This window comes from Pseudomonas sp. R4-35-07, from assembly GCF_003852235.1.
Lineage (GTDB): Bacteria > Pseudomonadota > Gammaproteobacteria > Pseudomonadales > Pseudomonadaceae > Aquipseudomonas.
Window position 1 is genome coordinate 1,856,431 of the sequence record NZ_CP027732.1, and the last position, 21,736, is coordinate 1,878,166.

Annotated in this window: 22 protein-coding genes; 8 read left to right on the forward strand and 14 right to left on the reverse strand. The window is 61.6% G+C overall.

All coding sequences use genetic code 11. The features are described 5' to 3' along the window. Nucleotides 1-4: 4 nt before the first annotated feature. Nucleotides 5-400: a hypothetical protein gene (locus C4J89_RS08565; protein WP_124361952.1), complete on the forward strand. Its 396-nt coding sequence runs from the start codon at nt 5-7 to the stop codon at nt 398-400. Between the two features lie 167 nt (nt 401-567). On the opposite strand, the gene C4J89_RS08570 is transcribed toward C4J89_RS08565, so the two are convergent. After that, the gene (locus tag C4J89_RS08570; RefSeq protein ID WP_124361953.1) at nt 568-843 is read right to left on the reverse strand and encodes a DUF6124 family protein; all 276 of its coding nucleotides are present in this window, start codon (nt 841-843) and stop codon (nt 568-570) included. Between the two features lie 477 nt (nt 844-1,320). On the opposite strand from C4J89_RS08570, the gene phnN reads away from it, so the two are divergent. The 3 genes from phnN (at nt 1,321) to C4J89_RS08585 (ending at nt 2,672) form a co-directional block, all read left to right on the forward strand. After that, complete coding sequence (gene phnN, locus C4J89_RS08575; protein WP_124414240.1) at nt 1,321-1,887, forward strand: phosphonate metabolism protein/1,5-bisphosphokinase (PRPP-forming) PhnN; 567 nt, start codon at nt 1,321-1,323, stop codon at nt 1,885-1,887. A 195-nt stretch (nt 1,888-2,082) separates the two neighbouring features. Continuing rightward, nucleotides 2,083-2,256 (forward strand): type II toxin-antitoxin system HicA family toxin, encoded by a 174-nt coding sequence (locus tag C4J89_RS08580; protein ID WP_124361955.1) that lies wholly within the window; start codon nt 2,083-2,085, stop codon nt 2,254-2,256. Between the two features lie 11 nt (nt 2,257-2,267). After that, nucleotides 2,268-2,672, forward strand: a complete 405-nt coding sequence (locus C4J89_RS08585) for a type II toxin-antitoxin system HicB family antitoxin (RefSeq protein ID WP_048729935.1) — start codon at nt 2,268-2,270, stop codon at nt 2,670-2,672. Here the strand turns inward: C4J89_RS08585 and C4J89_RS08590 are convergent. From C4J89_RS08590 to gcl, 9 genes are all read right to left on the reverse strand, one after another. Then, nucleotides 2,669-3,865: an MFS transporter gene (locus tag C4J89_RS08590; RefSeq protein WP_124414241.1), complete on the reverse strand. Its 1,197-nt coding sequence runs from the start codon at nt 3,863-3,865 to the stop codon at nt 2,669-2,671. The two genes, C4J89_RS08585 and C4J89_RS08590, sit on opposite strands and share 4 nt — an antisense overlap. Before the next feature lie 240 nt (nt 3,866-4,105). Further along, on the reverse strand, nt 4,106-5,110 hold the full coding sequence (locus C4J89_RS08595; protein ID WP_124414242.1) for a sulfate ABC transporter substrate-binding protein: 1,005 nt from the start codon (nt 5,108-5,110) through the stop codon (nt 4,106-4,108). Nucleotides 5,111-5,206: 96 nt separating this feature from the next. Further along, nucleotides 5,207-6,031, reverse strand: a complete 825-nt coding sequence (locus C4J89_RS08600; protein ID WP_124414243.1) for an ion transporter — start codon at nt 6,029-6,031, stop codon at nt 5,207-5,209. Between the two features lie 31 nt (nt 6,032-6,062). After that, nucleotides 6,063-6,938, reverse strand: a complete 876-nt coding sequence (locus tag C4J89_RS08605) for an urea transporter (protein ID WP_124414244.1) — start codon at nt 6,936-6,938, stop codon at nt 6,063-6,065. 136 nt (nt 6,939-7,074) lie between these two features. Beyond that, the gene (pyk, locus tag C4J89_RS08610) at nt 7,075-8,490 is read right to left on the reverse strand and encodes a pyruvate kinase (protein WP_124361961.1); all 1,416 of its coding nucleotides are present in this window, start codon (nt 8,488-8,490) and stop codon (nt 7,075-7,077) included. Then, complete coding sequence (locus C4J89_RS08615) at nt 8,480-9,760, reverse strand: glycerate kinase (protein WP_124414245.1); 1,281 nt, start codon at nt 9,758-9,760, stop codon at nt 8,480-8,482. The genes pyk and C4J89_RS08615 overlap by 11 nt, the downstream gene beginning before the upstream one ends. 192 nt (nt 9,761-9,952) lie before the next feature. Then, nucleotides 9,953-10,843: a 2-hydroxy-3-oxopropionate reductase gene (locus C4J89_RS08620; protein WP_124414246.1), complete on the reverse strand. Its 891-nt coding sequence runs from the start codon at nt 10,841-10,843 to the stop codon at nt 9,953-9,955. Between the two features lie 166 nt (nt 10,844-11,009). Then, nucleotides 11,010-11,792 carry a hydroxypyruvate isomerase gene (hyi, locus tag C4J89_RS08625; protein WP_124414247.1) on the reverse strand — a complete coding sequence of 261 codons (783 nt, stop codon included), beginning with the start codon at nt 11,790-11,792 and terminating at the stop codon, nt 11,010-11,012. Between the two features lie 10 nt (nt 11,793-11,802). Beyond that, entirely contained in the window at nt 11,803-13,578 is a 1,776-nt protein-coding gene (gene gcl / locus C4J89_RS08630) for a glyoxylate carboligase (protein ID WP_124406717.1), read from the reverse strand. A 254-nt stretch (nt 13,579-13,832) separates the two neighbouring features. Here gcl and C4J89_RS08635 point away from each other — a divergent pair, with 254 nt between their 5' ends. Beyond that, on the forward strand, nt 13,833-14,273 hold the full coding sequence (locus tag C4J89_RS08635) for a heme-binding protein (protein WP_124403553.1): 441 nt from the start codon (nt 13,833-13,835) through the stop codon (nt 14,271-14,273). Nucleotides 14,274-14,421: 148 nt separating this feature from the next. Here the strand turns inward: C4J89_RS08635 and C4J89_RS08640 are convergent, their stop codons facing one another. After that, nucleotides 14,422-15,027 (reverse strand): TetR/AcrR family transcriptional regulator, encoded by a 606-nt coding sequence (locus C4J89_RS08640; protein ID WP_124361967.1) that lies wholly within the window; start codon nt 15,025-15,027, stop codon nt 14,422-14,424. A 135-nt stretch (nt 15,028-15,162) separates the two neighbouring features. On the opposite strand from C4J89_RS08640, the gene C4J89_RS08645 reads away from it, so the two are divergent. Further along, nucleotides 15,163-16,077, forward strand: a complete 915-nt coding sequence (locus C4J89_RS08645; protein ID WP_124414248.1) for a DUF808 domain-containing protein — start codon at nt 15,163-15,165, stop codon at nt 16,075-16,077. A gap of 104 nt (nt 16,078-16,181) precedes the next feature. Here C4J89_RS08645 and C4J89_RS08650 read toward each other — a convergent pair whose 3' ends face one another. Both C4J89_RS08650 and C4J89_RS08655 read right to left on the reverse strand, forming a co-directional pair. Further along, nucleotides 16,182-16,970: a VacJ family lipoprotein gene (locus tag C4J89_RS08650; RefSeq protein ID WP_124361970.1), complete on the reverse strand. Its 789-nt coding sequence runs from the start codon at nt 16,968-16,970 to the stop codon at nt 16,182-16,184. Continuing rightward, nucleotides 16,963-18,261: a serine/threonine protein kinase gene (locus C4J89_RS08655; protein ID WP_057722697.1), complete on the reverse strand. Its 1,299-nt coding sequence runs from the start codon at nt 18,259-18,261 to the stop codon at nt 16,963-16,965. Before C4J89_RS08655 ends, C4J89_RS08650 begins: the two co-directional genes overlap by 8 nt. A 234-nt stretch (nt 18,262-18,495) precedes the next feature. Between C4J89_RS08655 and C4J89_RS08660 the strand changes: the two genes are divergently transcribed. Then, nucleotides 18,496-18,864 (forward strand): hypothetical protein, encoded by a 369-nt coding sequence (locus C4J89_RS08660; protein WP_124366426.1) that lies wholly within the window; start codon nt 18,496-18,498, stop codon nt 18,862-18,864. A 105-nt stretch (nt 18,865-18,969) separates the two neighbouring features. On the opposite strand, the gene C4J89_RS08665 is transcribed toward C4J89_RS08660, so the two are convergent. Beyond that, a complete protein-coding gene (locus tag C4J89_RS08665; protein WP_124414249.1) occupies nt 18,970-20,523 on the reverse strand; it encodes a glycosyl hydrolase family 17 protein in 1,554 nt (517 codons plus the stop codon). Nucleotides 20,524-20,856: 333 nt separating this feature from the next. Here C4J89_RS08665 and C4J89_RS08670 point away from each other — a divergent pair, with 333 nt between their 5' ends. Further along, nucleotides 20,857-21,708 carry a glycine betaine ABC transporter substrate-binding protein gene (locus tag C4J89_RS08670; RefSeq protein ID WP_003233255.1) on the forward strand — a complete coding sequence of 284 codons (852 nt, stop codon included), beginning with the start codon at nt 20,857-20,859 and terminating at the stop codon, nt 21,706-21,708. The last annotated feature ends 28 nt before the right edge of the window (nt 21,709-21,736 follow it).

Consider the following 21,736-nt stretch of genomic DNA (forward strand, 5'->3'; position numbering starts at 1 on the left):
GCCCATGACCGCATTTGCACGTATCACCCTGCTCAGCCTGGTAGTGGGCCTGAGCGCCTGTGCGGTCCACCGGCCACCTCCCGGGCCCACTGGGCCGACCATTCCACCGTCCGGCCCGTCGACGCAACCGACGACCAAACCCTCCGGCCCGGTCACCCCGCCGCCGAAACCACTGCCAACCAAATCGCCAACCTTCGCCCCACCTCCCGGCGCCGCCAGCCACTGGGACGGCAAGATGCAGGTCTACGTACTCGACGACCAGCCCGACACCTTCTATCGCCAGCGCACCTACTACCGCTGGAGCAACGGCTGGAGCCGCTCCATCAGCCCGAACGGGCCGTGGGAAGAAACCAACGTGCAAGGCGTGCCGCCGGGGTTGAGCAAGCAGTACGCGCAATGACAACAGGCGACCTTTATAGGTCGCCTTTTTCATGACTGTAAAATGATCGTTCCCTCGCTCCGCGTGGGAATGCATCCCGTGACGCTCCGCGTCACCAGTGCGCAAAAAGCAGGACGCGGAGCGTCCAGGGTGGCATTCCCACGCAGAGCGTGGGAACGATCCTATTATCAAGCGACAGGACACTCCCGGTTCAACGCTTCATCCACCAATAACTGCGCAATTTCCATCATCTGCACGACCGCCAGCACCTGCTTGCGGCCTGAGCCATCCAGATGCTCGGCGCAGTCGTACGCACATACAGTCGCCGACCCCAGCATCTCGCTGGCATTGCTTAACGCCGCTTCGGTGCTAAGGCCGGGTCGTACGGTGAAGATGAGGTTGGGCGGGGTTTGTGGGATGTCATCCGGACGGGATGGTGGGGGATTTGGCGTAACCTTTTTCATGCAGTCAGTCTCCATTCAGTTGGAGCTCACCACATCCGCGACCAAGCAGAAGGGTGGCGAGCTGTACGCAGGTTGGTCGACCAGGGAATGGAAACCCGGCAGGGCCCTAAGCCCTCCCGCGCACAGCTCGCCATAACGCGAGCACAAGAATGCCGCTTGCGCGGCACTGTGCGCCATTCTAACCCAGGCGACCAAGCCTGATCGCTGATGAGCAGCGATTGCGAGAGGCTAACGGCGCCTTATAGCAACTGCAAGCCACGCAGATCGTAGGAAAATTCCTGTCTGGATCAAGCGTTGCGCCGTCTGAGTTGTGCCCAGTAAGCACCGCAGCTATCACAGCTGTCATGGCTCACCCTTTCCCGGTAAGGTGACCACCGCTGGCCTGGCTGCCTAGCAACCGCTGGATATACTCTGCTGTACCGGGCAAACCGGTACAGTGGGCCAATGAGTGGGAAAACAAGCAAAGAGGGTGTGGTGATGGCAGGCAGGTTGATCTATCTCATCGGGCCTTCCGGTTCGGGCAAGGACAGCCTGCTCGAGGCCGCACGCCCAGGGTTGGCCGAGCACGGTTGCCGCATTGTGCGCCGCGTCATCACCCGGTCTGCGGAAGCGGTGGGTGAAGCGGCGCTGGGAGTGAGCCCGGCGCAGTTTGCGGCGATGCAGGCGCAAGGCGAATTTGCCCTCAGTTGGCAGGCCAATGGGTTGTCCTACGGCATTCCCAAGCAGATCGATGAGTGGCTGGCGGCTGGGGAGGACGTGCTGGTCAACGGCTCGCGCGCGCACCTGGCGCAAACCCGTGAGCGTTATCCGACGTTGCTGGTGTTGTTGCTGACGGTCGATCAGGTGGTGTTGCGCCAGCGTTTGATCGCACGCGCACGTGAGTCATTGGCCGATATTGAGGAACGCCTGGCACGCAACGTGCGGTTCACCGAGGAACTGATCACCGCCAATGGCGAAGGGTTATTCGTGTTGGATAATTCCGGCCCGTTGGAACATACGGTCGAGCGCTTGCTCTGCTGCCTGGCCCACGGGCACTCGGCCTGAGCCCGATACTGCGTCGAAACGCCTACCCCAGATCTCTTTGATATCACCCACCGCGCCACCAGGCGCGCCTTCCGTTGTGCATATTCAGTAAAACAACCGCCAGTCAGACCAGTCAATTCTGTGCTTGAGTAAAGATAACTCTAGGGTTATTTTTATTCAGTCCAAGCCAAGGAGGCAGGGGGGCAAAGCAGGCTATTGATCAAAGAGCTGCAAGAGGCGGGTTGGGTGCTGGATCGTGTCACCGGCAGCCATCACATTTTTACCCACCGCTATAACCCGTACACGATCCCGGTGCCTCATCCGAAGAAAGATCTTCCCTTGGGCACCGTCAGAAGCATCAGGAAACGCGCCGGGCTGTTTCAGTTTTAAGGAGAGCATGCATGCAATACCCAATCTGTATCGAATGGGGCGATGACTTTACCGCCACCGGTATCCAGATCCCCGATATTCCGGGCGCTGTCACCGCTGGGGACAGTTTTGAAGAGGCGTATAACGCGGCCGTGGAGGTTGCGCACATCATGCTGCAGGAGATCGCCGCCGAGGGCGGAGTGATTCCGATGCCAACCTCGGTCGCCAATCATCACGCCCATGAAGACTACGCCGGCATGGGCTGGGGCATGTTGGAGCTGGATATCTCGCCCTATCTGGGCAAGACCGAGAAGGTCAACGTGACCTTGCCCGGCTATGTGATCCAACGCATCGACCGTTACGTGCGCGAGCATAAAGTCAAAAGCCGCTCGTCATTTCTGGCGGACGCGGCTTTGGAGAAGTTGGTGCGTTCTTAAGCGGTTGCCGCCGCCACCTGGCGCGACGCACTGAGAAACCGCAACAACGCCACCAGCGGGAACGCACTGCCCACCAGCATCACCCCCAGCCAACCGCCGTGTTCATACACGCTGCTGGCAATCGCCGAGCCGAAGGCGCCGCCAATGAAGATGCTGGTCATGTACAGCGCGTTCAGGCGGCTGCGGCTTTGAGCGTCGAGGGCGTAAACGGCGCGCTGGCCGAGGACCATGTTCATCTGCACGCAGAAGTCCAGCACCACGCCGGTCACCGCCAGGCCGATCACACTGTACAGCGGGTGCACGAAGGCCGGCAGGAAGCTCAACGCGGCAAACAGCATCGCCAGCAGCGACGCACGGTGGGTGTGGCCGGCATCGGCCAGGCGCCCGGCGATGGGCGCCGCGATGGCACCCAGGGCACCGACCAGGGCGAACAGCGCGATTTCGCTCTGGGTCAGGCCATGATTACGTGCCAGCTCCAGTGGGGCAGCGGTCCAGAACAGGCTGAAGGTGGCGAACATGCAACCCTGATAAAACGCGCGCTGGCGCAAAACCGACTGGTGGCGCAACAGGCTGCCCAGCGAGCCCAGCAGTTGACCGTAGCTGGCGCTATGATCCGGCTGGCGCTTGGGAATGGTCAGCATCAACACCACGCTGATGAACACCATCAACGCCGCCGCCGCCATGAACATCGCACGCCAGCCGAAGTGGTCCGCCACCACGCTGGACACCGGTCGCGCCAGCAGAATGCCAAGCAGCAGGCCACCCATGATGCTGCCGACCACCCGGCCACGGGACTCGGCAGGCGCCAGGTGCGCGGCCAACGGGATCAGGATCTGCACCGACACCGAGCTGAAGCCGATCAGCAGCGACACCAGCAGGAACAGGTTGGGCTGCTCGGTGAACGCGGCGCCCAGCAGGCTGGCGATGGCCACCACGGTGGTGAAGATCATCAACCTGCGATTTTCCAGCAGGTCGCCAAGCGGCACCAGGAAGAACAGGCCCAGGGCATAGCCGATCTGCGTCAGCGACACAATCAGGCTGGCCATGGCCGGCGTGAGCCCGATGTCCGGGGCAATCAGTTCGATGATCGGCTGCGCGTAATAGATGTTGGCGACGATGGCACCGCAGCAAAACGCAAACAGCATGACCATGCCTCGGGTCATGGTGCCTGTCGCCTGGGAGGTAGCGTTCATGGTGTTCTCATAAAAGCGAAGGAAGATGGCGTGAGAGGGTAAAGACAATGGCCGGCAGTGAGTAGGCCGCTCGTAGTGATAACGGTCATGCCGCGAAATAATGACACTACACAAAACCAATGTGGGAGGGGGCTTGCTCCCGAAGGCGGTGGATCAGTCAATGCCTGTGCTGGCTGACCCACTGCTATCGGGGGCAAGCCCCCTCCCACAGTTTTTAGCGCGTATATCCGACCGGAACGCTTACTGGCCGGAGTAAATCTGGTCAAACACGCCGCCATCATTGAAGTGGGTTTTCTGCACTGTACGCCAGTCACCAAAGGTTTTCTCTACCGACAGGAAGTCGACTTTCGGGAAACGGTCGGTGTACTTGGCCAGCACTGTCGGGTCACGCGGGCGCAGGTAGTTGTTGGCGGCGATTTCCTGGCCTTCGGCCGACCACAGGTACTTAAGGTAGTCTTCAGCGGCCTGGCGGGTGCCTTTCTTCTCGACCACTTTGTCCACCACCGACACCGGCGGCTCAGCTTCGGCGGAGACGCTTGGGTAGATCACTTCGAACTGATCGCGGCCGAATTCGCGGGCGATCATTTCCGCTTCGTTTTCAAAGGTGACCAGCACGTCGCCGATCTGATTGGTCATGAAGGTGGTGGTGGCGGCACGGCCACCGGTGTCGAGTACCGGCGCCTGTTTGAACAGCTTGCCGACGAAGGTCTTGGCTTTTTCTTCATCGCCGCCGTTCTTCAGCACATAGCCCCAGGCCGACAGGTAAGTGTAGCGGCCGTTACCCGAGGTTTTCGGGTTGGGCACGATCACCTGTACGCCATCCTTGAGCAGGTCCGGCCAGTCTTTCAGGGCTTTGGGGTTGCCCTTGCGCACGATGAACACCGTGGCCGAGGTGAACGGCGCGCTGTTGTTCGGCAGGCGGGTGACCCAGTTGTCCGGTACCAGTTTGCCGTTGTCGGCCAGGGCGTTGATGTCGGTGGCCATGTTCATGGTGATCACGTCCGCCGGCAGGCCGTCGATCACCGAGCGCGCTTGTTTGCTGGAGCCGCCGAAGGACATCTGCAGGGTCAGCTTGTCATTCGGGTGTTCGGCATCCCAATGCTTCTGGAAGGCGGCGTTGTAGTCCTTGTAGAAATCACGCATCACGTCGTAGGAGACGTTGAGCAGGGTAACCGGTGCCGCCTGGACGGCGCCGGCCAGGGCCAGGCCGGCGGCCAGGAGAGAGGCGCTGAGGATGTTTTTCACTGCTCATTCCTTGTTGTTCGAGAGAAGGTGGGAGGCACAATGCCAGCGACTATAGCCGGGGCCGCATAGTCGCTTAAAGATTAAAAAGAACTTTGCTTATTCCACTTTCTTAAAGAGATTGCTGCCACAGCGTGAGCAAAACGCTGCATTCGGCTCGTGGCTGTTCTTCTGGCACACCGGGCAGTCGGTTTGCAGCTGCTCACCGCGCATGGCGCTCGCCAGCTCTGCGGTGAATATCCCGGTGGGCACGGCAATGATCGAGTAACCGGTGATCATCACCAGCGAGGAAATCACCTGGCCCAGGGGAGTCTTGGGCACGATGTCGCCAAAGCCCACGGTGGTGAGCGTCACGATCGCCCAATAGATGCCCTTGGGAATGCTGGTAAACCCGTGTTCCGGGCCCTCGATCACGTACATCAAGGTGCCGAACACCGTCACCAGGGTGCACACGCTCACCAGGAACACCACGATCTTCTGCTTGCTGCCGCGCAGCGCCGCCATCAGGTAGTTGGCCTGCTTGAGGTAGGGGCTCAGCTTGAGTACGCGGAAGATCCGCAGCATGCGGATGATGCGGATAATCAGCAGGTACTGCGCGTCGCTGTAGTACAGCGCGAGGATGCCGGGAACGATGGCGAGCAGATCCACCAGGCCATAAAAGCTGAAGGCATAGCGCAATGGCTTGGGCGAGCAGTAAAGCCGCAGGCCGTACTCGATCAGGAAGATGAGGGTGAAGCCCCACTCGATATACGCCAGCACGTCGGCGTAGTTCTGGTGGATCTGGTCGATGCTGTCGAGCATCACGATCACCAGGCTGGCGAGGATGATCAACAACAGGATGCCGTCAAAGCGCCGCCCGGCGACGGTGTCGCTTTGAAAAACCATGACGTAGAGCCGCTGGCGCCAGTCGTTGTTGCTGTCCATAAGTCCCGCCTGAGGTGAATATCGGCAAAGCCTAGGGGGATTCGAACGGCCTGTCCATGCGCGGTGTGCGCAGCATTCGCTGGCTGGCGCGCACCAGCCAGCAGCTGAGAATGAACGGCGCGGTCAGTGCCGGCAGGTGCAGGGCGGCAAAACCTGGGGCGAGCACAATGGCCAGCCCGATGCCGAGCAGCGGCAACCAGGGTTGGCGCCGCGCCTGGCTCAGCGCCAGGGCGGCGAGCGCCGGGTTGTAGCTGTGCAGGCCGAGCACGGCGCCGCTGGTTTCGCCGAGCAGCAAGGCGACCAGTACGCCAGCGCTGGCGCCGATCACTGCCCACAAGGCGGCGCGCCGCTCAGCCAGCAGCAGGCCGAGCGCGATCAAGGCCCCGGCCAGGGGCTGGTCGAGCAGCATCACCTGGGCCAGGCCGGTGAACGGGGCGCCGAGTAGCGCCAGGGTATCGGGCTCGATCAGGGCCAAGGTAGCGGGCGCCATGGTGCCCAGCAACAACCAGCCCAGGCCGACAAAGGGTGCGGTGTAGGCGGGCAGGTCCTGGGGGTGCGAGGCCAGTTTCAACCACTGCCGCACCAGCATCGCGCTCACGCCGCCGCACGCCAGGATCAGTGGCGGCACCAGAGCCGACCAGGCGAAGTGCTGGCTGATCAACAAGCCCAGCAAGACGCCGTTGTAGCTATACAGCCCGGCCTGGCGTTCGGCCTTGGGGTAACCCCGGCGCTGGGCCGTGAGCAAACCCGCGACGCCGCCCAGCAAGGCGCCGCCGAGCAACGCCGGGGCGCCGATCAGGATCGCCAGCAGGCACAGCAGGCCGCACAGTGGATGGCGCTGGAGAAAAATCTGGCTGAAGCCGTTGAGCAGGGCTTCGGCCCAGTCGGGGCAGGTGGAGTTGTGCATGATGGGTATTCAGGAGGACCGAGTTGTTCCCATCGGGGGCAAGCCCCCTCCCACACTTGATTGGGTTCACAAATTTACAGATGTGAACGCGTCCAATGTGGGAGGGGGCTTGCCCCCGATGAGGCCCGAGCAAGCGCTAAATCAACGTCTCTATACGCAGCGAGTTGGTCGACCCCAACTGCCCAAACGGCACCCCGGCGGTAATCACCAGCGTATCCCCGCGTTGCGCCATCCCTTGGGCCTGGGCGATCTCCAGCGCCGTCGAACACACCTCATCCACCTGGCGCAGCCGATCGTTGACCACCGAGTGCACCCCCCACGCCACGCTCAAACGCCGCGCCGTGGACAGGTTCGGCGTGAGGTTGAGGATCGGCGCCACCGGCCGCTCCCTGGCCGCACGCAGGCTGGAGGCGCCCGACTCGCTGTAGTTCACCAGCACCGCCACCGGCAGGATGCTGCTGATACGCCGGATCGCACAGCTGATGGCGTCCGACACCGTGGCGTCCGCCCTGGGCCGGCTGACATCCAGCTGGGCCTGATAGTCCGGGCCGTTTTCAACTTGGCGGATAATCTTGCTCATCATCTGCACGGCTTCCAGCGGGTACTCGCCCGACGCGGTTTCCGCCGACAGCATCACCGCGTCCGCGCCTTCTGCCACCGCATTGGCCACGTCGGTGACTTCGGCGCGGGTCGGCGCCGGGGAAAAGCGCATGGACTCGAGCATCTGTGTCGCCACCACCACCGGCTTACCCAATTGGCGGCAGGTTTTAATGATGTCCTTCTGGATCTGCGGCACGCTTTCGGCCGGCACTTCCACGCCCAGGTCGCCGCGGGCCACCATGATCGCGTCGCTCAGTTCGGCGATTTCCCGCAGCCGTTGCACCGCCGAGGGCTTCTCGATCTTGGCCATCAGGAACGCCCTGTCGCCGATCAGCTCGCGGGCTTCGCGGATATCTTCCGGGCGCTGCACGAACGACAGCGCCACCCAGTCCACGCCCAATTCCAGGCCGAACGCCAAGTCGCGACGGTCCTTGGCGGTGAGCGGGCTGAGTTCCAGCAGCGCCTGCGGCACGTTCACGCCTTTGCGATCGGACAACTCGCCGCCATTGAGCACCGTGGTGTCGATGGCATCGGCATGCTTGGTGAGCACGCGCAGGCGCAGCTTGCCGTCGTCCAGCAACAGCTCCATGCCCGGCTCCAGTGCCGCGATAATTTCCGGGTGGGGCAGGTTGACCCGACGCTGATCGCCCGGTGTTTCATCCAGGTCCAGGCGCAGCGCCTGGCCGCGCACCAGTTGCACCTTGCCCTCGGCAAAGCGCCCGACGCGCAGCTTGGGCCCTTGCAGGTCCATGAGGATGCCCAGCGGGTAGTTCAACTGGCGCTCCACCTGGCGAATCCACTGATAGCGCTGCGCGTGATCGGCGTGGTCGCCATGGCTGAAGTTGAGGCGAAAGATATTCACCCCGGCTTCCACCAGCTCGCGGATGTCATCGATCCCATCAGTGGCCGGGCCCAGGGTGGCGAGGATTTTGACCTTCTTGTCAGGCGTCATGTTTGGCAGTCTCGAGGAGCAGGATGGCGCGGAAGTCGTTGACGTTGGTGCGGGTCGGCTCGGTGACGATCAGCCCGTCGAGCGCGGCGAAATAACCGTAGCCGTTGTTGTTGTCCAGCTCGTCGCTGGCGCTCAGGCCCAGGGCTTCGGCGCGGCGGTAGCTGCATGGGGTCATGATCGCGCCGGCGTTGTCTTCCGAGCCGTCGATGCCATCGGTATCGCCGGCCAGGGCATAGACGCCGGGCAGGCCCTTGAGGCTGTCGGTGAGGCTGAGCAGAAACTCCGCGTTGCGCCCGCCACGGCCATTGCCGCGCACGGTGACGGTGGTTTCGCCGCCGGAGAGAATCACGCACGGCGCCGCTAATGGCTGGCCGTGCTGCACGATTTGCCGGGCAATGCCGGCGTGCACCTTGGCCACGTCGCGCGCTTCACCTTCGAGGTCGCCGAGGATCAGCGGGCTGAACCCGGCCTGGCGTACTTTTACCGCCACCGCTTCCAGGGATTGCTGCGGCCGGGCGATCAACTGGAAGTGGCTGCGGGCGAGTAGCGGGTCGCCAGGCTTGACGGTCTCCGACGCGGGGTTCTGCAACCAGTTGCGCACCGAGGCGGGCGCGTCGATGCCGTAGCGCTTGAGAATCGCCAGGGCCTGTTGCGAAGTGCTCGGGTCGCCGACCGTGGGGCCGGAGGCGATCACCGTGGCCTGGTCGCCCGGCACATCGGAAATCGCGTAGGTATAGACCGTGGCCGGCCACGCGGCCTTGGCCAACCGCCCGCCCTTGATCGCCGAGAGGTGCTTGCGCACGCAATTCATCTCGCCAATGGTGGCGCCGGATTTGAGCAGGGCTTTGTTGATGCTTTGCTTGTCGGCCAGGGTGATGCCTTCGGCGGGCAGGGCGAGCAACGCGGAACCGCCGCCGGAGAGCAGGAAAATCACGCGGTCGTCTTCGGTCAGATGGCTGATCAGGTCCAGCACGCGCTTGGCCACGGCGAGGCCGGCAGCGTCGGGCACGGGATGGGCGGCCTCGACCACTTCGATTTTCTGGCACGGCGCACCATGGCCGTAGCGGGTGACGACCAGGCCGCGAACCTCGCCCTGCCAGCAGTCCTCCACAACCAGCGCCATGGCGGCTGCGGCCTTGCCGGCGCCGATCACGATCACCCGGCCGCTGCGGTCGGCGGGCAGGTAAGGTTCAAGGACTTGCCGGGGGTGGGCGGCGTCGATGGCTGTGGCAAACAGCTCGCGAAGCAGGTGTTGCGGATCGACCGACATAAGCAGGCTCCCGAGGGAATTTTTGTTATTAGAGGTGCAACAACCCAGCTATGAAATGAGGGCCAAATGTGGGAGGTGGCTTGCCCCCGATAGCAGTGTTTCAGTCACCTCATCCATAACCTGACACACCGCAATCGGGAGCAAGCCCCCTCCCACCTTTGAATGCATTTCAACAGGGGAGAGTGGTGTGGGTTATTTATCGCGAATCGAGAAATTCGCCATATGCTCCAACCCCTTGATCAATGCCGAATGGTCCCAGTTACCGCCGCCAAGCGCCGCGCAGGTGCTGAACACTTGCTGGGTGCCGGCGGTGTTCGGCAAGTTGATCCCTAACTCTTTCGCCCCGGCCAGGGCCAGGTTCAAGTCCTTCTGGTGCAGGTTGATACGAAAGCCTGGATCAAAGGTGCCCTTGATCATGCGTTCGCCATGCACTTCCAGGATCTTCGACGAGGCAAAGCCGCCCATCAGCGCTTCACGCACCTTGGCCGGGTCGGCGCCGTTTTTCGAGGCGAACAGCAGCGCTTCGGCCACCGCCTGGATATTCAGGGCCACGATGATCTGGTTGGCGACCTTGGCGGTCTGGCCATCCCCGTTACCGCCTACCAGGGTGATGTTCTTGCCCATCGCCTGGAACAGCGGCAGCGCGCGCTCGAAGGTCTGCGGTTCGCCGCCGACCATGATGCTCAGGGTGCCGGCCTTGGCGCCGACTTCACCACCGGACACCGGGGCATCCAGGTACTGCGCGCCGGTCTCGTTGATTTTCGCAGCGAACGCCTTGGTGGCGGTGGGGGAGATCGAGCTCATGTCGATCACCACCTTGTTCGGCGACAGGCCGGCGGCCACGCCGTCGGCGCGCAACAGCACGTCCTCGACCTGCGGGGTGTCGGGCACCATGACGATGATGAACTCGGCTTCCTGGGCGACTTGCTGGGGGTTGGCCAAGGCCACCGCGCCGGCGCTGATCAGTTCAGCCGGGGCCTTGCCATGATGTTCGGAGAGAAACAGTTGGTGACCTGCTTTCTGCAGGTTCGCGGCCATGGGTTGGCCCATGATGCCGGTGCCGATAAATCCGATTTTAGCCATGATGAAGTCCTCTTTTTTATTAGATATGGCGCGGTCTTTTAGACGCTGCCAAGCCAATGTGGGAGGGGGCTTGCTCCCGATAGCGGTGCATCAGTCGACACACCTGTTGAATGAACGATTGCTATCGGGAGCAAGCCCCCTCCCACATTGTTTGGTGTTGTGTCTGCTAGATGGCGTTGTGGCTTTTGAGCCAGCCAAGCCCCGCTTCGGTGGTGGTCAGCGGCTTGTACTCACAGCCGACCCATCCGGTGTAACCGATGCGGTCCAGGTGCTCGAACAGGAAGCGGTAGTTGATCTCACCGGTGCCCGGCTCGTTGCGCCCTGGGTTGTCGGCCAGTTGAATGTGGTTGATCACACCCAAGCGCGTGGCCAGGGTGCGGGCCAGATCGCCCTCCATGATTTGCATGTGATAGATGTCGTATTGCAGGAACAGGTTGTCACTGCCCACCTGCTCGCGGATCGACAGAGCCTGCGCGGTATTGTTGAGGTAGAAACCCGGAATGTCGCGGGTGTTGATCATCTCCATCACCAGCTTGATACCCGCTGCCTGCAATTTGTCGGCGGCGTACTTGAGGTTGGCGACGAAGGTTTTCTCAATGGTTTCGTCATCCACGCCTTGCGGCCGGATGCCCGCCAGGCAATTGACCTGGGTATTGCCCAGCACCTGGGCGTAGGCGATAGCCAGCTTGACCCCGGCGCGGAATTCTTCGACCCGGTCGGGGTGGCAGGCCAGGCCGCGTTCGCCTTTGGCCCAGTCGCCGGCCGGCAGGTTGAACAGCACCTGGGTCAGGCCGTTGGCGTCGAGCTGCGCCTTGATCTCAGCTGAGCTGAATTCGTACGGGAACAGGTACTCCACCCCTTCGAAGCCGGCATCGGCGGCCGCTTTGAAGCGGGCAAGGAAATCCTGCTCGGTAAACAGCATGGACAGGTTGGCGGCAAAGCGCGGCATAGGGTTCTCCTTAATCGAGCAGGGAAATGGCGGTCGGTGCGTCGTTGCCGACCAGGGCCAGGTCTTCGAATTCGTTGACGGCGTTGATCTCGGTGCCCATGGAAATATTGGTCACGCGCTCCAGAATAATCTCAACGATCACCGGCACCTTGAATTCTTCAATCATTTCCTGAGCGCGGCGCAGCGCCGGCTGGATCTGGCTCGGCTCGAACACGCGCAGGGCTTTGCAACCCAGGCCTTCGGCAACCGCGACGTGGTCCACGCCATAGCCGTTGAGTTCGGGGGCGTTGAGGTTGTCGAAAGACAGCTGCACGCAGTAGTCCATTTCAAAGCCGCGTTGCGCCTGGCGGATCAGGCCAAGGTAGGAATTGTTCACCACCACGTGGATATACGGCAGCTTGAATTGCGCGCCCACGGCCAGCTCTTCGATCATGAACTGGAAGTCGTAGTCGCCCGACAGGGCCACCACTTTGCGGCTCGGGTCGGCCTTGACCACCCCGAGCGCCGCCGGAATCGTCCAGCCCAAGGGCCCGGCCTGGCCGCAGTTGATCCAGTGGCGTGGCTTATACACATGCAGAAACTGCGCGCCGGCGATCTGCGACAGGCCGATGGTGCTCACGTAGCAGGTGTCTTTGCCGAACACCTGGTTCATCTCTTCGTACACCCGTTGCGGCTTGACGGGCACGTTGTCGAAGTGGGTCTTGCGGTGCAGGGTGGCCTTGCGCTGCTGGCAATCATGGAGCCAGGCGCTGCGGTCCTTGAGCTTGCCGGCGGCTTTCCACTCGCGGGCGACTTCAATGAACATCGTCAGCGCGGCGCCGGCGTCGGACACGATGCCCAGGTCTGGGGTGAATACGCGGCCAATCTGGGTAGGTTCGATGTCGACGTGGATGAATTTGCGGCCCTCGGTATACACCTCCACCGAACCGGTGTGGCGGTTGGCCCAGCGGTTGCCGATGCCCAGCACCACGTCCGACTTGAGCATCGTCGCGTTGCCATAGCGGTGGGAGGTTTGCAGGCCGACCATGCCCACCATCTGCGGGTGATCGTCGGGAATGGTGCCCCAGCCCATCAGGGTCGGGATCACCGGAATGCCGGTCAACTCGGCGAATTCCACCAGCAACTCGCTGGCGTCAGCGTTGATCACACCGCCGCCGCTCACCAGCAGTGGGCGTTCGGCCTGGTCGAGCAGGGCCAGGGCCTTTTCCACCTGGATGCGTGTCGCCAATGGCTTGGCCAGGGGCAGCGGCTGGTAGGCGTCGATGTCGAACTCGATTTCGGCCATCTGCACGTCGAACGGCAGGTCGATCAGCACCGGGCCAGGACGGCCGGAGCGCATTTCATAGAAGGCTTTCTGAAACGCGTAGGGCACCTGGCCGGGTTCGAGCACGGTGGTCGCCCACTTGGTCACCGGCTTGACGATGCTGGTGATGTCGACGGCCTGGAAGTCTTCCTTGTGCATGCGGGCACGGGGCGCTTGCCCGGTGATGCACAGGATCGGGATCGAGTCGGCCGAGGCGCTGTACAGGCCGGTGACCATATCGGTGCCCGCCGGGCCCGAGGTGCCGATGCACACGCCGATATTGCCGGCCTTGGTGCGGGTGTAGCCCTCGGCCATGTGTGAGGCGCCTTCAACGTGGCGAGCAAGGACGTGATCGATGCCACCCACCTTCTGCAAGGCCGAATACAACGGGTTGATCGCGGCGCCTGGGATACCGAAGGCGGTGTCCACCCCTTCACGGCGCATCACCAGGACGGCGGCTTCGATTGCTCTCATTTTGCTCATGGTTTTGGTGCCTCTTGCGTTTTGTAATTGTATACAAGTGGTGTCTGGACAAAGTGTATTCACGGCGACTAGCGCAGGTCAATGCATTTTGTAAACTGGCCTTTGCGTTCGTCGGAACGGCTTTTTTCGACGTATGGACGGTTTGTTTGGAAATATTGTATACAAAAATAAATATCATTGTGTTCTATTTGTTCGATCAAGCATCTGATCAAACAGACCTCCACCGCATTCCCAATAAAAAGAAGGACGGCACCATGAGCGCTTTAACCTTGAAACTTGCCACCCAACTGGCCAGCCAGGCCCTGGCCGCAGGCCGCACCATTGCCGCCGCGCCACTGACCATCGCGGTGCTCGACAGTGGCGGCCACTTGGTCACCCTGCAACGCGAAGACGGGGCGAGCCTGCTGCGCCCGCAGATCGCCATCGGCAAAGCCTGGGGCGCGATTGCCCTGGGCAAAGGCTCACGGCTGCTGGCGCTGGATGCGCAGCAGCGTCCGGCGTTCATCGCGGCGCTGAACAGCCTGGGCCAGGGCAGCGTGGTGCCGGCGCCGGGTGGGGTATTGATTCGAAATCAGGACGGCGTGGTGCTGGGGGCGATCGGGATCAGCGGGGATACGTCGGATATTGATGAGCAGTGCGCGATCACGGCGATCGAGGGGGTGGGGTTGATGGCGGATGCGGGGGTGTCAGCTTGATCTTTGGGTAATCTTGAAAAGCATCGGGGGCAAGCCCCCTCCCACACTTGATTGGGTTCACAGATTTCGATTTGTGAATACGGTCAAATGTGGGAGGGGCGGTGCGACGGTTCGACTTGCCCCCGATTAGCCCAGGCACTGCGGTCTTTCAGTCCGGCTCACACCCCTTGAGCACCAACCGAATAATCGTCTGCGCCGCCGCCTCATAATCCGCCTCATCCAGCTTGGCCTTGCCGGTCACCGCCGAAATCTGCCAGTCGAAATCGGCATAGGTCTGGGTCGCGGCCCAGATGCTGAACATCAAGTGGTTGGGCTCGATCGCCGCGATCAGGCCGCGTTCCACCCAATGCTGGATGCAGTCGATATTGTGCTTGGCCTGGGCATTGAGCTGTTCGACCTGCTCGGCACTGAGGTGGGGAGCGCCGTGCATGATTTCGCTGGCGAACACCTTGGAGGCAAACGGCAGGTCGCGGGAGATGCGGATTTTCGAGCGGATATAGTTGCTCAACACTTCCTTGGGCTCGCCCTCGGGGTTGAACGGCGTGGAAGCGGCCAGGATCGGCTCGATAATGCTCTCGAGCACCTCGCGGTAGAGGTTGTCCTTGGACTTGAAGTAGTAATAGACGTTGGGCTTGGGCAGTCCCGCCTTGGCGGCGATGTCGCTGGTTTTGGTCGCGGCGAAGCCCTTGTCGGCGAACTCCTCGCTTGCCGCCCGCAGGATCTTTTCTTTGTTGCGCTCGCGAATGGTGCTCATAAACCAGGAACTTCCTTGCCAGGACAGGCGGTTGCGCATGGTAGCACCGGCCATCCGCGGGCCTCAACAATGTGCCCGCAAAGCGTTGCGCCGCGCTATGCTCGCGCCATCTCTCACTTTACGGATACCCGATTCATGGCAGGAAGCAGCTTGTTGGTTCTGCTCGACGATATCGCCGCTGTACTCGATGACGTTGCACTGATGACAAAAATGGCGGCGAAGAAAACTTCGGGTGTGCTCGGCGATGACTTGGCGCTGAACGCCCAGCAAGTGTCCGGGGTGCGCGCCGAGCGCGAAATTCCCGTGGTGTGGGCGGTGGCCAAGGGCTCGTTTGTCAATAAGTTGATCTTGGTGCCGACGGCGCTGCTGATCAGCGCGTTTGCACCCTGGGCGGTGACGCCGTTGTTGATGCTGGGCGGCGCTTACCTGTGCTTCGAAGGTTTTGAAAAACTCGCGCACAAGTTTCTGCACAGCAAGGCAGAAGACCAGGCCGATCACGCGCAGTTAAGCGAAGCCGTGGCCGACCCGGCGACGGACCTGGTGGCCTTCGAAAAGGACAAGATCAAAGGCGCGATTCGCACCGACTTCATCCTGTCGGCCGAAATCATCGCCATCACCCTGGGCATCGTCGCTGACGCACAGCTTACCCAGCAGGTGATCGTGCTGTCGGGCATCGCCATTGTCATGACCGCAGGCGTTTACGGGTTGGTCGCGGGTATCGTCAAGCTCGACGACCTTGGGCTGTGGCTGACACAGAAGCCGGGCCAAGTGGCGCGCAGTATTGGCGGCGCCATCTTGAGTGCGGCACCGTACATGATGAAAAGCCTGTCGGTGATCGGCACGGCGGCGATGTTCATGGTCGGCGGCGGGATCCTGACTCATGGCGTGCCGGTGGTGCATCACTGGATCGAAACCGTGAGCCAGAACGCCGGGGCGCTGGCTTGGTTGATGCCGACATTGCTGAATGCGGTGGCGGGGGTTATTGCCGGGGCTGTGGTGTTGGCAGTGGTCAGCGTGGTCGGCAAAGGCTGGAAAGCGCTCAGGGCATGAACTAACAGGCATAAAAAAGGCCATTCAGTCGAATGGCCTTTTTTGTATGAGAGAGATGATCGTTCCCTCGCTCCGCGTGGGAACGATCTTGTAAGGGGCGCTGTTTACTCGGCAATCTGCAATTTGCGCGATTCCGTGTAGATATAGCGCACCTTCTCATACTCGAACGGCGAGTTCATCTGGCCGTAGCGGAAGCTGGTCTGGTAGCGCTTGTCCACGGCGCGCAGAGCCCAGATTTCCGGGTGGTTGGAGCTGACCTCGGACACGTTGAGGAAGTTGATCTGCGACTCGGCGGTGTAGTCCACCAGCAAGCCTGCGGTATCGCGCAGGTTCGACGGGCCGAAGATCGGCAAAACGACGTAGGCGCCGCCCGGCACACCGTAGAAGCCCAGGGTCTGACCGAAGTCTTCGCTCTGGCGCGGCAGGCCCATGGCGGTAGCCGGGTCCCACAGGCCGGCGATGCCGATGGTGGTGTTGACCAGCAGGCGTCCGGTGGTCTCCAGGGAGCGATGGCCCTTGAGTTGCAGCAGGCTGTTCAACAGGTTGGGCACGTCGCCCAGGTTGTTGAAGAAATTGCTCACGCCGGTGCGCAGGAAGCTCGGCGTGACGTAGCGGTAACCGTCCACCACCGGCAGGAACACCCATTGGTCGAAGCGATAGTTGAAGTGGTACACGCGGCGGTTCCACGACTCCAGGGGGTCGTAGACGTTGAGCGCGGTCAGCGACGAGCGCTCGAATTCACGCTGGTCCAGGCCGGCGTTGAACTTGAGTTTGGTCAACGGTTCCTTGAAACCGTCGGCACCGACCTTGACCGGTTCATGGGCCTTGCTGTTGTCGGCATTGGCCACGCCCGCGCACATCAGTGCGGCAAGCAGCAGAAGATATTTAGCCACGGAAGAACTCCAGCATGGCGTCGGCGTTGACGCGGTAATTGAGGTTGCCGCAGTGGCCGCCCAGCGGGTAGACGGTCAAGCGATCGCCGAAGGTTTTACGCAGGAAACCCAGGTCGCCAGGGCCCAGGATCACGTCGTCGGCGTTGTGCATCACGGCGATCTTCGGGCTGGCGTGCAGGTAGTCCTTGAGCGCGTACAGGCTGACCTGGTCAACCAGTTGCAGCAGGCTGCCGCCGTCGGAGCGGGCGCGCCACATCGGGATCACCTGTTCGGTGAGGTAGCAGTCGAAGTCGCACTGCAGGGCACGCTTGAGGAACGGCGTGAGGCTGGTGCCTTCGGTGATCGGGTATTTCGGCGGGATGATCAGGCCGCGACGGTTGATCAAGTCCGAGGTGAAGGCGATGTCGGCAGCGGAGAAACGAAACGAAGTGCCGATCAGCATGGCCATCTGTTCGTTGGTCAGGTGCTGCTTGGATTGCTGGAAGTCGTAGAGCAGGGCGTCGTTGAGGTCGATGTAGCCCTTTTGCTGGAAGTAACGGGTCAGCTTGCTCAGTACCAGCTCATAGAAGGTGGTGGTGTTGTTGATGCCCTTAACCTCGGTCTGTACCAACTTGTCGAGGTTGGTGATCGAGGTGTAGAGGTTGACCGGTGGGTTGAGCAGCAGCACTTTCTTGAAGTTGAAGCTGCGACGGGTTTCGTCGAGCTTGCTGACAAACGCCGCGTCCAGGGCGCCCAGGCTGTAGCCGGTCAGGTAGAAGTCAGTGACCGGCAGCGAGGCGTTCTGCGCGCGCACGGCTTGCATCACGCGGTACATGTCTTCGGCGTCTTCCTGGGTGATACCCGGAGTGGCGAAGCGCGACGCGGCGCTGATGAAGTCGAAGCTGGTCGGCGAAGACAGCTGCACCACGTGATAGCCGGCCTGGTAATACAGTTTCTTCAGGTATTCATTGATGCTGCTGTCAAACCGCGCACCGGTGCCGGCGATCAGGAAGATCAGCGGCGCGGCGCGGTCCTGCTTGGCAATGCGGTAGGTGAGTTTCTTCACCGCCCAGAAGTTGTCCGGCAGGCTGAACTCGCGCTCGGGGCGCATGTTCAAGGTGTAGTCGGATTGATTGATCTCGTCGTCAGTCGGCAGGGTTGGCCGAAGATCGGGCGGCGTGGTGGCGATGGTCGCTTCGAACGGGTTCGTCAAAGGGTAGCCATAGCTGGCCTGGTCGATATCGACGGCCAGTGCTGACGCACTCAAAAAAAGGCTGCCCAGCAAGGCAGCACAGCGCAAGGAACGGAGCATGACTTAATCCCTAGGAGGAAAGGTGCTGAATGAAATTCGCAGGCTATGACCACCGCGTTGCCACCGAAGTGCCAGCCCTCGGCACGAAAAGTCGGAAAAAACGTCGGAATCGGAGTAATAGCTGGCAGAAGATACACTTTGCCACGCATTGATGAACAGATATCTGCGCAGACACCTTGCTAACGGCCGCCGTGGGATTAAGCTGAGCGCCGTTTTTGCCTATCGGAGTGCCCCATGTCCCGTCGTTTGCCGTTGATCCTGCTGCTTATCGCCCTGCCGTTATGGTTGGCGGCCAGTTACGCTGCGCGTTATGGCTTCATGGAAGACGGGCAGTGGGTTGGCATCTGTGCGGATGAGGCCAGCCGTTGGGAATGCCAGGTGCGTTCGAACCTGGGCTTGATGATTCATTTCAAGGTACTGGGCTGGGCCGCGCTGGTGACCTCGGTGCTGGGGTTTTTCGTACCGGGCCGGGCGGGATGGAGCTTGGCGGTGCTGGGGCTGGTGTTTGGGTTGCCGGCCCTGGCCTTGTATAACACCACGTTTGCGGTGTTTGCTGTGGTGATTGCAGGGTTGCGGTTGGTCAGGAAGCCTCGCGCCGCCTGATAAGGCCAATCGGGGGCAAGCCCCCTCCCACATTTGACCGCATTCACAAATGGAAATGTGTGAACCCAATCAAGTGTGGGAGGGGGCTTGCCCCCGATGGCATTCTTAAGCCTTGCGCACCCGCAAGCAACGCCACAAAGCTGCAACCATCATCACACTCACCACCGCCCACCCCCAGGCCTGCTGATTCAACAAACCTTCCCGGAACAGCTGCGGCGCAATGCCGGCACCGATGATGAAGGCCAGCAACGCAATCTCTCGACGCGGCCCGCTCACCGGGCGCACCAGGTACACCAGGGCCGGCAGCACCAGTGCCGCGCTGGGGAAGCTGCGATAACGCGGGTCGAACACCAGCGCCAGCATCATCACCGCACCGGCAAAGCCGGCAATCGCCACCAGCCAGCCCGCACGTTGCTGCAGCCAGTTGAATGCGCGTTCACGCCAGCCGTCCCTGGCGCTGAGTGCCAGGGCGGCGTGGGCCAGTACCAGCAGGTTCAACACCACCAGCAAGCCGGCCCACACCCATTCATCATTAAAGCGCGCGGTGACGCGGGTCAATTCGGCCCAGGTGCCGAGGGAGCACGCGGCAATCGCACCCAGCAGCGGCAGTGCGAGGGCCGCGCGGGTTGTGCGCACGCGCCCGCCCAACACCAATGTACCCAGCAGAATCATCCCACCAACGCCCAACCACAGCGGCCAGTACGGTACGTTGCTGACTGGCCCGGCGAGGGTGCCCTTGTCCTGGCGATCAGCATCGAACAGGCCCCAATAACCGCCCACTGCGCCTTCACTGGCGCGCTTCCAGGGCTGGTCAAAGGCTTCGATCAGGTTGTAACGCCAGCCATTGGCTTCGGCCATGGCGACAAAACCACGCATGAACTTGGCTTCGTTGACCCGGCTCGGCAAGGCGGTTTCGCGCTGGCGGCCTTCACTGGGCCAACCGGTTTCGCCGATCAGGATGTCCTTGGGCGCGAACTTGTGGCCGAAGGTCTGGCGTACATCGCCTACGTGCTTGAGCGCCTGGTCGATGCCGGACGGCTCATCTTCCCAATACGGCAGCAGGTGAATGGTCAGGAAATCCACCGCCGGGGCAATTTCCGGATGCTGCAACCAGAACTCCCACACATCGGCGTAGGTGACCGGTTGCTTGATCTGGCGCTTGACCGTTTGGATCAGCGTCACCAGTTGTTTGGCGGTGACTTCCTTGCGCAACAGCGCTTCGTTACCGACGATCACCGAGGTCACTACGTCCGGGTTGGCATTGGCCGCCGTGATCAACTCGTCGATTTCCTTTTGAGTGGCTACCGGGTCACTGCTGACCCAGGCGCCGGCCATCACCTTCAAGCCATGCTTGCGCGCCATGCCCGGCAAGGCTTCCAGGCCGGTCATGGAATAGGTGCGGATGCATTCAAAGCGTGTGGCCAGCAGGGCCAGGTCGGCGTCCATGCGCTCGGGGCGCAGCTGGAATGGCTGGTCGAACGGCGACTGGTCCTTGTCGAACGGCGTATAGGACGCGCATTGCAGCTTGTGGCTGGCGCTCGCCACATCCGGCAGCACCACCGGCCGGCCGAGGCCATACCAGTAGCCGACGAGGGCAAGCAAGCCAATGAACAAGGCGAAAACATAGGGCAGGGCAGGGAGGCGGGCAGTCGCGGGCATGGTCGGCTTATCTGGGGGAGCAAAGGCGCGCATCTTACCCGTAATTGTCGCGTTCCAGTGGGGCCGCATACTTTTGACATGCAAAGTTCGGGCGGGAATAGGTGGGCAAGTCCTACAAAGTGGTCTGCTGGCGATGTGATGTCGTTTCTTGCTCAACCAAGGTCGCTGACAGAGCAGGGCAAAGGCCTACGCAGGTTGATGATAAAACTGTCAGTACTCCACTGATGCCTCAGCAACCGGATCGATGCGCGTGAAGGGGGCGCGGTGCACCGTATAACAACAGGTTGACGTCGCTCGGCATTCGTCGGGCGCAGCACTTTCGGGGAAGTACATATGAAGATGCGACGACTCTTGGGCGCAGCTGCCACTCTGGTAGTTGCGATGGGCTCCACACTGGCCAGCGCCGACAGCAAAACCCTGAGCATCGGTTACGTGGACGGCTGGTCCGACAGCGTTGCCACCACCCATGTGGCGGCAGAAGTGATCAAGCAGAAGCTCGGCTATGACGTCAAACTGCAAGCGGTCGCCACCGGGATCATGTGGCAGGGCGTTGCCACCGGCAAGCTCGACGCCATGCTGTCCGCCTGGCTGCCGGTGACTCACGGTGAATACTGGACCAAGAACAAGGATAAAGTGGTCGACTACGGCCCCAACTTCAAGGATGCAAAAATTGGCTTGATCGTGCCGGAGTACGTCAAGGCCAAGTCCATCGAAGACCTCAAGACAGACACCACGTTTAAAAACAAGATCGTCGGCATCGACGCCGGTTCAGGCGTGATGCTCAAGACCGACGAAGCCATCAAGCAATACGGCCTCGACTACAAACTGCAAGCCAGCTCGGGCGCCGCAATGATCGCCGAACTGACCCGCGCCGAAGACAAGCAGGAATCCATCGCCGTCACCGGTTGGGTGCCGCACTGGATGTTTGCCAAGTGGAAACTGCGTTTCCTGGATGACCCAAAAGGAATTTATGGTGCTGCTGAAACCGTCAACAGCATTGGCAGCAAGGGCCTGGAGAAGAAAGCGCCGGAAGTCGCGGCCTTCCTGAAGAAGTTCCAGTGGGCCTCCAAGGATGAAATCGGTGAAGTCATGCTCGCTATCCAGGAGGGCGCCAAGCCTGATGCAGCGGCCAAGGATTGGGTGGCCAAGCACCCTGAGCGTGTCGCTGAGTGGACCGCTAAGTAACTTTCCCTGTTGATGCAATACCCTGTGG

Excerpts from the sequence above, each read along its gene's own strand:
- C4J89_RS08585 (WP_048729935.1), top strand. The coding sequence starts at position 2,268 with ATGCAATACCCAATCTGTATCGAATGGGGCGATGACTTTACCGCCACC.
- C4J89_RS08600 (WP_124414243.1), bottom strand. The coding sequence starts at position 6,031 with ATGGACAGCAACAACGACTGGCGCCAGCGGCTCTACGTCATGGTTTTT.
- C4J89_RS08590 (WP_124414241.1), bottom strand. The coding sequence starts at position 3,865 with ATGAACGCTACCTCCCAGGCGACAGGCACCATGACCCGAGGCATGGTC.
- gcl (WP_124406717.1), bottom strand. The coding sequence starts at position 13,578 with ATGAGCAAAATGAGAGCAATCGAAGCCGCCGTCCTGGTGATGCGCCGT.
- C4J89_RS08660 (WP_124366426.1), top strand. The coding sequence starts at position 18,496 with ATGTCCCGTCGTTTGCCGTTGATCCTGCTGCTTATCGCCCTGCCGTTA.
- C4J89_RS08665 (WP_124414249.1), bottom strand. The coding sequence starts at position 20,523 with ATGCCCGCGACTGCCCGCCTCCCTGCCCTGCCCTATGTTTTCGCCTTG.
- C4J89_RS08620 (WP_124414246.1), bottom strand. The coding sequence starts at position 10,843 with ATGGCTAAAATCGGATTTATCGGCACCGGCATCATGGGCCAACCCATG.
- phnN (WP_124414240.1), top strand. The coding sequence starts at position 1,321 with ATGGCAGGCAGGTTGATCTATCTCATCGGGCCTTCCGGTTCGGGCAAG.
- pyk (WP_124361961.1), bottom strand. The coding sequence starts at position 8,490 with ATGACGCCTGACAAGAAGGTCAAAATCCTCGCCACCCTGGGCCCGGCC.
- C4J89_RS08645 (WP_124414248.1), top strand. The coding sequence starts at position 15,163 with ATGGCAGGAAGCAGCTTGTTGGTTCTGCTCGACGATATCGCCGCTGTA.
- C4J89_RS08635 (WP_124403553.1), top strand. The coding sequence starts at position 13,833 with ATGAGCGCTTTAACCTTGAAACTTGCCACCCAACTGGCCAGCCAGGCC.
- C4J89_RS08640 (WP_124361967.1), bottom strand. The coding sequence starts at position 15,027 with ATGAGCACCATTCGCGAGCGCAACAAAGAAAAGATCCTGCGGGCGGCA.
- hyi (WP_124414247.1), bottom strand. The coding sequence starts at position 11,792 with ATGCCGCGCTTTGCCGCCAACCTGTCCATGCTGTTTACCGAGCAGGAT.
- C4J89_RS08655 (WP_057722697.1), bottom strand. The coding sequence starts at position 18,261 with ATGCTCCGTTCCTTGCGCTGTGCTGCCTTGCTGGGCAGCCTTTTTTTG.
- C4J89_RS08605 (WP_124414244.1), bottom strand. The coding sequence starts at position 6,938 with ATGCACAACTCCACCTGCCCCGACTGGGCCGAAGCCCTGCTCAACGGC.
- C4J89_RS08565 (WP_124361952.1), top strand. The coding sequence starts at position 5 with ATGACCGCATTTGCACGTATCACCCTGCTCAGCCTGGTAGTGGGCCTG.
- C4J89_RS08670 (WP_003233255.1), top strand. The coding sequence starts at position 20,857 with ATGAAGATGCGACGACTCTTGGGCGCAGCTGCCACTCTGGTAGTTGCG.
- C4J89_RS08615 (WP_124414245.1), bottom strand. The coding sequence starts at position 9,760 with ATGTCGGTCGATCCGCAACACCTGCTTCGCGAGCTGTTTGCCACAGCC.
- C4J89_RS08570 (WP_124361953.1), bottom strand. The coding sequence starts at position 843 with ATGAAAAAGGTTACGCCAAATCCCCCACCATCCCGTCCGGATGACATC.